We start from the raw sequence: 8,700 nt of genomic DNA on the forward strand, positions 1-8,700 counted from the left end.
GAAGCGTCTCTTGGGCCGGATCGTTCAAAGCGATGCGGGCGGCGCCGGTTTGGCCTTTGGAGCCGCGGTCTGCCCGTTCCCGGCGTCCGGTGTCGAGACCGGTCCCCGATCGGCAAGAGCTGGTTTCGGGGCCGGGCGAGGCGGGGCCGGCCGGATATCGGTCTGCCAGGTTGTGATGACATGGCGGACGGGGGCGGACGGTTCGGTGAGATAACTTGCTTGCCCCGGCAATCCCCACGGATAGCGGGCTTCCTGCCGGGCCTCGTAGGGCGGCGTCTGGTTGCTGCAAAGCCGCAGGCGCATGTCTTCCGGCGCGATTTCGGGGCGGTTTGCTATCGTCTCGAGAGGCGGTCCCGCCGCTTGCAATTCACCGGCAAAAGCCTCGGTCATCAGTTTCGCGGCGCGTTCCTCGCGCTCCCGGCCGGTGGTCGCGCCAAGCACGACGGCCAGCATCTGCCGGCCGTCACGTTCGGCAATGGCCACGATGTTTCGTCCCGAGGAACACACGAAACCGGTTTTCAATCCAACCGTGCCGGGAAACCGGGTCAGCAGCGTGTTGAAAGACTGTGCGGTCTTGCCGCCCATGACGACTTCCGAGGTCCGGAACATGGCGTGATACGCTGGATAGCGCTGATAAAGATCGAGGCTTAGCAGGGCCAGATCCCGCGCAGTCGTTTGCTGGCTAGGGTGATGCAGGCCATTCACATTGGCAAACCGCGTGGCCGTCAGTCCAAGGCGCTGGGCTTCGCCGTTCATGCGCTCGACAAACGCCGCTTCGCTGCCCGCAACGGTCTCCGCCAGCGCAACCGCCACATCATTGGCGGACGCGACAAGAAGCGCATAAAGCGCGTCCTCCAAGGTCATTGTCGTCCCTGGTTCCAGCACAGAATTGGACGCCCCGAAACGCGCGGCCTGTTTCGAGATCACGACAGGCGTCTTGAGGGTGATATCCCCCTGTTCAACTGCCTGGAAGGTCACCAGAGCCGTCATGAGTTTCGCCGTTGAGGCAGGATACCAGGGGTGGCCGGCGTCTTCGGCGTGCAGAACCGTCCGGGTATCCATATCGACAACGAGGGATGGCGTTGCCGAAACGGGCGCCACGAAAAGAATCAGAACCGCTGCGGTTACCGCAATAGAACACCGCAAACTGGGCATATGGATGCGTCGAAACATAAGATGCCTGATGTTTGGCCAAACATGCACCCCTCCGGCTACAGCAAGATTATGGCAGCATGCTGGAGGCAGGCTGACACCCGCTCCGGCTCAGGTAGCCGGGCAGATCGGCGACGCTCTCCAATATGACATCCGCGAGCTGGGTCAGGTCAACCCGCGTGCCCGTCCCTGACAACACGCCCACCGCAAGGCCGGCGCCGGCCGCGCGCGCCATTTCCAGATCATGGGTGTTGTCGCCGACCATGGCGATTGACGGGACCGGCACCCGTAGGGCAGCCGCGAAAGCATGGATCATCCCGGGCTCTGGCTTTGGCCCGAAGCCGCTGTCGTAACCGGCGATAAAGCGCATATACCCGGTGAGCCCTGCACGCTCCAGAAACAGACGGATCGACGCTTCGCTATCGCTGCTGGCAACGCCCATGCGAAAACCGGCCTCGTCAAGCTGCCGCACCGCATCCTTCAAGCCCGGCAGGAGGACGGACGTCTTCATGCCGTTGGCAAAAATCTCGTCGAGTTTCGCTGTCAGGTTTGCCGCATCCTTGGCGGCGCCGCGCGCGATGAAGGCCCTGGCAATTTCCGCGGCATTGCCCGCAGCGAACAGGCTGCCGGACGCTGTTTTGCGCGTGGCCGGGTCCATACCACCGGTCACGAGCAGGTCTGCCGCCAGCCGATGATCACCATCCGCGGCCCAGGTTGCGGCCGCCTCTTGAGGGGTGGCCCAGGTGGCGTCGAAATCCAGCAAGGTGCCATCCTTGTCGAACAAAATGGCCTTGATTGTGTGTGGCATCTTGAGTTCCGCCCGTACGGGAACAAAAAAGGCGGCCTCGTGGACCGCCTTTTTGTGTCGTTTATCAGTCTTATCCGATGATGCCGTTCAAGGTCGCGCTCGGGCGCATGACGGCATCGACCTTGTCCTGCGGGGCGTGGTAGTAGCCTCCGGTGTCGGCCGGTGAGCCTTGCACGCCGTTCAGTTCGCCGACGATCTTCTCCTCGTTGGCGGCGAGCGCCTTGGCGACCGGTGTGAACTGCGCCTTCAGGTCCGCATCCTCATCCTGCGCTGCCAGAGCCTGTGCCCAGTAAAGCGCGATGTAGAAATGGCTGCCGCGATTGTCGAGGCCACCAACCTTTCGGGCAGGCGACTTGTCGTTGTCGAGCAGGCCTTCGATTGCCTTGTCGAGTGCGTCGGCCAGAACCTGGGCCTTGGCATTCCCTTTGACGTTGGCAAGGTGCTCCAACGACGCTCCGAGCGCGCAGAACTCGCCAAGGGAGTCCCAGCGCAGGTAGTTTTCTTCATGAAGCTGCTGGACGTGTTTCGGAGCGGAACCGCCGGCCCCTGTTTCGAACAGACCGCCGCCATTCATCAGCGGAACGATGGAGAGCATCTTCGCGGACGTGCCGACTTCGAGGATCGGATAAAGATCGGTCAGGTAGTCGCGCAGCACGTTGCCGGTGATGGAGATCGTGTCTTCGCCGCGGGCGATGCGCTCGGTTGAGTATCTCGCGGCCGCGGTCGGGGCCAGGATGCGGTAGTCCAGACCCGATGTGTCGTGATCCGGCAGGTAGGCCTCAACCTTCTTGATCAGTTCCGCATCGTGGGCGCGGGTTTTGTCGAGCCAGAAGACGCCCGGCATGCCGGACAGACGCATGCGGTTCACGCCAAGCTTGACCCAGTCGCGAATGGGCGCGTCCTTGGTCCGGCATGCGCGCCAGATGTCACCGCCCTCGACGGTATGTTCGATGAGCGTTTCGCCGTTCGCGCCGATCACCTTGATGGTGCCATCGGCGGGCGCCTTGAAGGTCTGCGGATGTGAACCGTATTCCTCGGCCTTTTGCGCCATCAGCCCGACATTCGGCACCGTGCCCATCTTGGCCGGGTCGAGCGCGCCGTTTTCCTTGCAGAAATCGATCACGGCGGAATAGACGCCCGCATAGGAACTGTCCGGGATCACGCATTTCGCATCGTGCTCCTTGCCATCCGGACCCCAGCCCTTGCCGCCGGCGCGGATGAGCGCGGGCATGGACGCGTCGATGATGACATCGGACGACACATGCAGATTGGTGATCCCCTTGTCGGAATTCACCATGTACATGGCCGGTCCGGCGTCGAGCGCGGCCTTGATGTCGGCCTGGATCTCGGCCGCCTTGCCGGCGGGCAGCGTGGCCACCTTGGCCTCAAGGTCGCCGATGCCGTAATCGGGATTGACCCCGAGATCCTTCAGCGTCGTCTCGTGTTTCTCAAAGACGTCCTTCAGGAAGGTTTGCACGCACACGCCGAAGATGATCGGGTCGGAGACCTTCATCATCGTGGCTTTCATGTGCAGCGAGAAGAGGACGCCCTGATCCTTGGCGTCCCGGATCTCCCTTTGCAGGAATTCGGCCAGCGCCCGGACGCTCATATAGGTGGCGTCGATGACGTCGCCCTCTTCCAGCGTCCAGTCCGCTTTCAGCACTGTTTCGCCGCCATCCCCTGCGGCGAAGACGATCTTCGCGGTTCCGGCCTGGGCGGCGGTGACGGTCAGGGATTTTTCGTTGGAGCGGAAATCATTCTCGCCCATGGTCGCCACATGGGTCTTGGAGGAGGAGACCCATTCGCCCATCCGGTGGGGGTTCTTCTTGGCGTATTCCTTGACCGCCTTCGGTGCGCGGCGGTCCGAATTGCCTTCGCGCAGCACCGGGTTCACCGCCGAGCCCTTGATGGCGTCATAGCGCGCCTTGATGTCCTTTTCCGCGTCGGTCGCCGGCTCATAAGGGTAGTCCGGCAGCGCGTAGCCCTGGCCTTGCAGTTCCTTGATCGCCGCGTTCAACTGCGGCTGGGAGGCGGAGATGTTCGGCAGCTTGATGACATTGGCATCCGGTTGCTTGACCATCTCGCCAAGCAGCGCGAGATCGTCGGCCTGTCTTTGGTCCTCGCTCAGAAAATCCGGAAATGCCGCGAGAATGCGGCCGGCCAAAGAGATATCCTTGGTGCCGATGGAAAGGCCTGCCGCCTTGGTGAAAGAGCGGATGATCGGAAGGAATGAAGCGGATGCCAGTTCCGGCGCTTCGTCGACCTTGGTGTAGATGATATCGGCCATGTTGCTCACATTTCCTCATGGTCTGGCAGGTGAAGGCGGGGCGACAAACCAGCCCCGGCTGAGATTTTCAGTGACGTATGCATTTGTACGCAATCTTTCGCCAGCCCTAGCGGAAGGCAATGCGGCAGACGGATGGGGAGTTCTAGCAAAGGCAGGGGAAAACGCAATCGAACCCGCCGGGATATCGATGGGGATCAGGCCCGGAATGCCGCGCCATGGCGTGACCTGCGCGCTCAGCCAAACCCGCACCGAGAGGGCGCCCAGGCCCGCGGACGGGCTTGTGGCGTGCGACCCTCCGGCGGGGATCAATGCTCAAGCGTGCCTTGAGGCCCGGGCCGCCAGCGCGATGGCGATGTAGCTCCAGCCGTTCATCAGCACCGAGATGCCTGCGATCAGTCCGAGGGCCCAGGCGGCAGAGCCCGGCAAGTCGAACCAGATCAGGCCACCGGCAACGAGCGAAATCGCGCCCGCGATCGCGACCCAGTGCCAGCCTTCATGCGGCTTGATCTTGAGGGCAAGCAGGATCTGGGTCACGCCCTGTGCCAGAAAGATGGCCGCAATGACAAGAGTAAGGGCTAGTGTGCCGACCAGCGGGTTCACATAAATCACGATGCCCCCGATGACCGCGACAATTCCCGTGACGAGGTTCCACAAGAACCCGGACCAGCCCTGGACCTTGAAGGCGTTATAAATCTGGAACAATCCGCCGACAAAAAACACGGCGGCGATCAAAAGGGTCACGGCGACAGACGTTGCCAGCGGCGCGGCAATCAGTATCAGGCCGCCAATCACAAGGGCGATCCCGAGAACCAGGAACCAGATCCAGTTCTCCTGGATTTTCCTCCGCATATCTTCGACGGTTTGTTCAGCGTGGGACATCGATCCGGCTCCAAGGCTGTGAAATTGACAAGGTCATCATAGGCATAGCGCCTCGTCTGCAAAAGCCTTGTGACGATCGGGGCGCAGTACTTGTGCGATTGAATTTTCTCATTTATGAGAATTTGACCTGCATATTGAGAAAGTCATGGTTGAAGATACGTTTCTGGCGCGCCATCTGGCGCGGCTCCGCCAAAGCCGCAGCCTGACACTGGAGGATCTTGCGGAGCGAAGCGGTGTGAGCCGCGCCACCCTGTCCCGCATCGAACGGGGACAAACCAGCCCCACTGCCGCGGTTTTGGGGCAACTGGCAGCCGTTTACAGGCTGCCGGTGGCGGCCCTGTTCGCCGATCAGGATCTGCCCGGGCCGGCATTGGTGCGCTGCCAGGATCAATCGGTCTGGACAGATCCGGACACCGGGTTTGTCCGGCGCGGTGTCTCGCCGTCCGTGTCCGGTTTCCGGGGCACCGTGATCGAGGGGGAGGTGCCTGGCGGGAAAACCGTCGCCTACCGGACCAGTCCGCTGCCGGATCTGGAACATCATCTCGTGGTTTTGTCCGGACGGCTCACTGTGACGCTGGCCGAGGGCTGCTTTGAGATGGAGCCGGGCGACTGCCTGCGGTTCCGGCTCAACGCTGCGAACAGTTATCACGCGCCCGGCCCGGAGTCGGCCCGCTATCTTTTGTGTGTCATCGGATGAGTGAAATGACAGATCGGAAAGCTGCCTTTGAGATCAGTGAGGTTTCCGCCCGCGAATTGGACGGGCTGGTTCCCCCGCTCGGCCGTCTTCTGCAAGCCTGTGTCGAGGACGGGGCGGGGATTGGTTTCGTTCTGCCGCTCAACTTGGAGACCGCTTCCCGGTTCTGGTCCGGCCAAAAGGCGGCCGTCGAGGCAGGCGGTGCCCATCTGATCGTTGCGCGTGACGGCGGCGATGTCATTGGAACCGTCATGCTTTTGCTGGCGCAGCAAAACAATGGCGGGCACCGGGCGGAAGTCGCCAAGTTGATGGTTCATCCGCAGGCGCGGCGGCGCGGCGTTGCGCGCCGTTTGCTGGCGGCGGTGGAACAAAAAGCGCAGGCGCTGGGCCGGACACTGCTCGTGCTCGACACCGTTACGGGCGATGCCGCGGAAGGCATGTATGCGCGTCTTGGATATCACCATGTCGGTGTCATCCCCGGCTACGCCGTTGCCGCGCGCGGCGGCCTCCAGGCGACAACGGTTTTCTACAAGCAGTTATAAACGCTGCGCCTTGCCAACGGTGCGGTACACCTCTGGTAGGATTTAAAGCGGCATGCTTCTTATTCGCGCATGTAAAACTTGCAACTGTGTATAGATTTTCGTTAGTTATTTAGGTCTGAGTAATTATTGAAACTTCTTTTCGTCAGTTTCTTGCGGGGGCGTTATGGCATTTCGGTTTCCAATTTTCGTGTCGATGGTGGCCGTTGGTTGTGCCTTCGGAGGATGGGCTTCACCCGCCGCGGCTACCCAGTGCCCGGGAAGCGGGTTCAGAGAACTCAATGGTCTGATGTTTCCCTGTGAGCCGGTCCTGTCCCCGATGTCTCCCGCTGACACACCGTCCCGCTCGCGGGCAAATCGCGAAGTTGCCGCAACGCTATCAACTTACCAACCGTTGGTCGTGGAAAAGCGAGACGCGGACGATACACCCGAATACTTTTATGTCGAAACCGAGTGTGTACGCGAAGAGGTCATAAACGAACTGACCCAGGTCCAGTATCGCAATCGCATGCAGCGCTTGTTTGGCGGAACAACTCATCGTTTCGCGTTTGCAGTAAAGCTGTCCGCTGATCTCAACGACCGAAATTATAAACCGGATGACAACGAGATCTTCGATCCGGTGTCGGGTGCTCTGCGCGGCTACCATCTGATAGCCAGCCGCGACAGTGTGGAATCGTCCGGCGACGGATTTGCCCAGATCACTCAGATTTTGAATGCCCAACCCATCCGCTGCGATGTGAAAAACACAACCCTGATTTTTCACCGGTCAGACGATGTGACATACACCTTCGCCGGGGCGACCCTGGAAACGGCGGTCGATGCGGAATTCGTAAAGATCCTGTTAGAAACAATGAGCGCGGGTGTGTCAGCTTTTCAGGACACAACACCGCAGATCTACAGCCAGTTGCCAGGGCTGTCTGTTGGTTTGTTCAGAGCCCTGAACAAAGCCGTTCTTGCATATGAAGGACGTACCCGGCCCGAGCCGGTTGGCCGGGCTTTTAGCGTTTCAACAAAAGCTAAGTCCTACACGATCGCACATGTCAGCGAATTCGGCCTTCAGGCCAATGTACATGGGTTGAACTCGCTTTACGGGCTGAATGCTGGTCGTTTCCAAGACGCCGGACTTCTCAATAATATAAAAAACTACATGTATATTGACGTCGCTGCAGCGCTCGATACTCATATCTTGAATGCGCAGGGAAATCTGAGTGATTTCAACGAGCCTGATACTTTTACCATTGTTGAGCGCGAGTGCAAAGAGGCTCGTAATTTCGTCGAATCCAGTTTCACAAAACTCTCCATATCGGACCGCTGGATTGCGCTGATGGAGTACACTAGAGAGAAGGGTCTTTCTGATCCCGGATTGCGCCGCCAGTGTGTTGGTGCGCAAAACTATGCACGCATCGACAACGAGCAGTTCCGCAGCGGGTTCCAGGCAGCGCTTGAGGATAGTGGGTTCGCTGATTCTGGAGATGTGAGTTCAGACGAGGAAAGCACAGAAACAGAAGAGGAGGTTGAAGTTGGTGCGGAGGATGAGCGTTGGCTGACGAACTCGCGAGCAATGTTGAATTATTTCGAGGATCGACTGCTTGGATCCTTTATTCGCTTGTCCAGCGGTATTGATGATTCCGCTTTGTCAGAAACTCGTCTGAAGTCTTTCGCTAGCGACTATGCGGAACAGCTTAAGGTTCGGGATCTCAGCGGAAGATTTCTGGACAATACGAGATCCTGGCAAAAAAAATCCGCAATCGAGTTTCTTGACCTCTTCGCAACGTCTGAATTTGAGATCGTAAGGATGGCATGTATTTCCAGCCGAAGGTCCGCTGACATCGGGCTCCAGTGGGAGTTGCTGGCCTTTGGCAGGGATGGAACGCCGGTCAACATGCAGATGTCTTTTGCAACCGGTCCAAGTGATCAACCGGTCATATCAGCCATAGCTTTTTTCAAGGCTACCGAGAATGTTCTCGCCCGCCTGGCAGCTGTCCATGGCGATGGCCGGTGCAGCGGCTCCCGGTTGAATCTTGAGGGTGTTCGGGATGGTGTAGCAGCTGTTGGCAGTGACTCTGCACGACGGGGATAACCTGTTGCGTGCCCGGGAAAGGCCCCGGCTTATCGGATAGACACCGAGACAGACGAGCGAAGCGTGTTGTCATGGGGCGGTGCCCATCTGATCGTTGCGCGTGACGGCGGCGATGTCATTGGAACCGTCATGCTGGTAGTGTCAAATATCTTTCGCACTTTCGTTTTCAGGCGACGGCTCCGTGTGCTTGGTTCTGCTCTTGGTAGAGCGGCGCCATGTTGATGTATTTTTGCGCTGACCATTTACCGGCCGCGATGTGCC

At 59.6% G+C, this 8,700-nt stretch carries 7 protein-coding genes; 3 read left to right on the plus strand and 4 right to left on the minus strand.

Annotated elements, in window-relative coordinates; genetic code table 11:
* Positions 1 to 24: 24 nt before the first annotated feature.
* The 4 genes from F0184_RS03615 to F0184_RS03630 all read right to left on the minus strand — a co-directional run bounded on the left by F0184_RS03615 (position 25) and on the right by F0184_RS03630 (position 5,126).
* Complete coding sequence (locus tag F0184_RS03615) at positions 25 to 1,101, minus strand: D-alanyl-D-alanine carboxypeptidase family protein (RefSeq protein WP_244298960.1); 1,077 nt, start codon at positions 1,099 to 1,101, stop codon at positions 25 to 27.
* 121 nt (positions 1,102 to 1,222) lie between these two features.
* Positions 1,223 to 1,960 carry an HAD family hydrolase gene (locus tag F0184_RS03620; RefSeq protein ID WP_150494527.1) on the minus strand — a complete coding sequence of 246 codons (738 nt, stop codon included), beginning with the start codon at positions 1,958 to 1,960 and terminating at the stop codon, positions 1,223 to 1,225.
* A gap of 70 nt (positions 1,961 to 2,030) precedes the next feature.
* On the minus strand, positions 2,031 to 4,247 hold the full coding sequence (locus F0184_RS03625) for an NADP-dependent isocitrate dehydrogenase (protein WP_206668292.1): 2,217 nt from the start codon (positions 4,245 to 4,247) through the stop codon (positions 2,031 to 2,033).
* 312 nt (positions 4,248 to 4,559) lie between these two features.
* Complete coding sequence (locus tag F0184_RS03630; protein ID WP_150494532.1) at positions 4,560 to 5,126, minus strand: HdeD family acid-resistance protein; 567 nt, start codon at positions 5,124 to 5,126, stop codon at positions 4,560 to 4,562.
* 145 nt (positions 5,127 to 5,271) lie between these two features.
* Between F0184_RS03630 and F0184_RS03635 the strand changes: the two genes are divergently transcribed.
* From F0184_RS03635 to F0184_RS03645, 3 genes are all read left to right on the plus strand, one after another.
* On the plus strand, positions 5,272 to 5,823 hold the full coding sequence (locus F0184_RS03635) for a helix-turn-helix domain-containing protein (protein WP_150494534.1): 552 nt from the start codon (positions 5,272 to 5,274) through the stop codon (positions 5,821 to 5,823).
* A 5-nt stretch (positions 5,824 to 5,828) separates the two neighbouring features.
* Positions 5,829 to 6,362 (plus strand): GNAT family N-acetyltransferase, encoded by a 534-nt coding sequence (locus tag F0184_RS03640; protein WP_150494536.1) that lies wholly within the window; start codon positions 5,829 to 5,831, stop codon positions 6,360 to 6,362.
* 316 nt (positions 6,363 to 6,678) lie between these two features.
* Complete coding sequence (locus F0184_RS03645) at positions 6,679 to 8,439, plus strand: hypothetical protein (protein ID WP_150494538.1); 1,761 nt, start codon at positions 6,679 to 6,681, stop codon at positions 8,437 to 8,439.
* Positions 8,440 to 8,700 lie beyond the last annotated feature (261 nt).

The organism is Roseibium aquae (assembly GCF_008711285.1).
Lineage (GTDB): Bacteria > Pseudomonadota > Alphaproteobacteria > Rhizobiales > Stappiaceae > Roseibium > Roseibium aquae.

Bases quoted from the DNA above. Each gene is read 5' to 3' on its own strand.
- F0184_RS03620 (WP_150494527.1), bottom strand. From the start codon at position 1,960: ATGCCACACACAATCAAGGCCATTTTGTTCGACAAGGATGGCACCTTG.
- F0184_RS03635 (WP_150494534.1), top strand. From the start codon at position 5,272: ATGGTTGAAGATACGTTTCTGGCGCGCCATCTGGCGCGGCTCCGCCAA.
- F0184_RS03625 (WP_206668292.1), bottom strand. From the start codon at position 4,247: ATGGCCGATATCATCTACACCAAGGTCGACGAAGCGCCGGAACTGGCA.
- F0184_RS03630 (WP_150494532.1), bottom strand. From the start codon at position 5,126: ATGTCCCACGCTGAACAAACCGTCGAAGATATGCGGAGGAAAATCCAG.
- F0184_RS03645 (WP_150494538.1), top strand. From the start codon at position 6,679: ATGTCTCCCGCTGACACACCGTCCCGCTCGCGGGCAAATCGCGAAGTT.
- F0184_RS03640 (WP_150494536.1), top strand. From the start codon at position 5,829: ATGACAGATCGGAAAGCTGCCTTTGAGATCAGTGAGGTTTCCGCCCGC.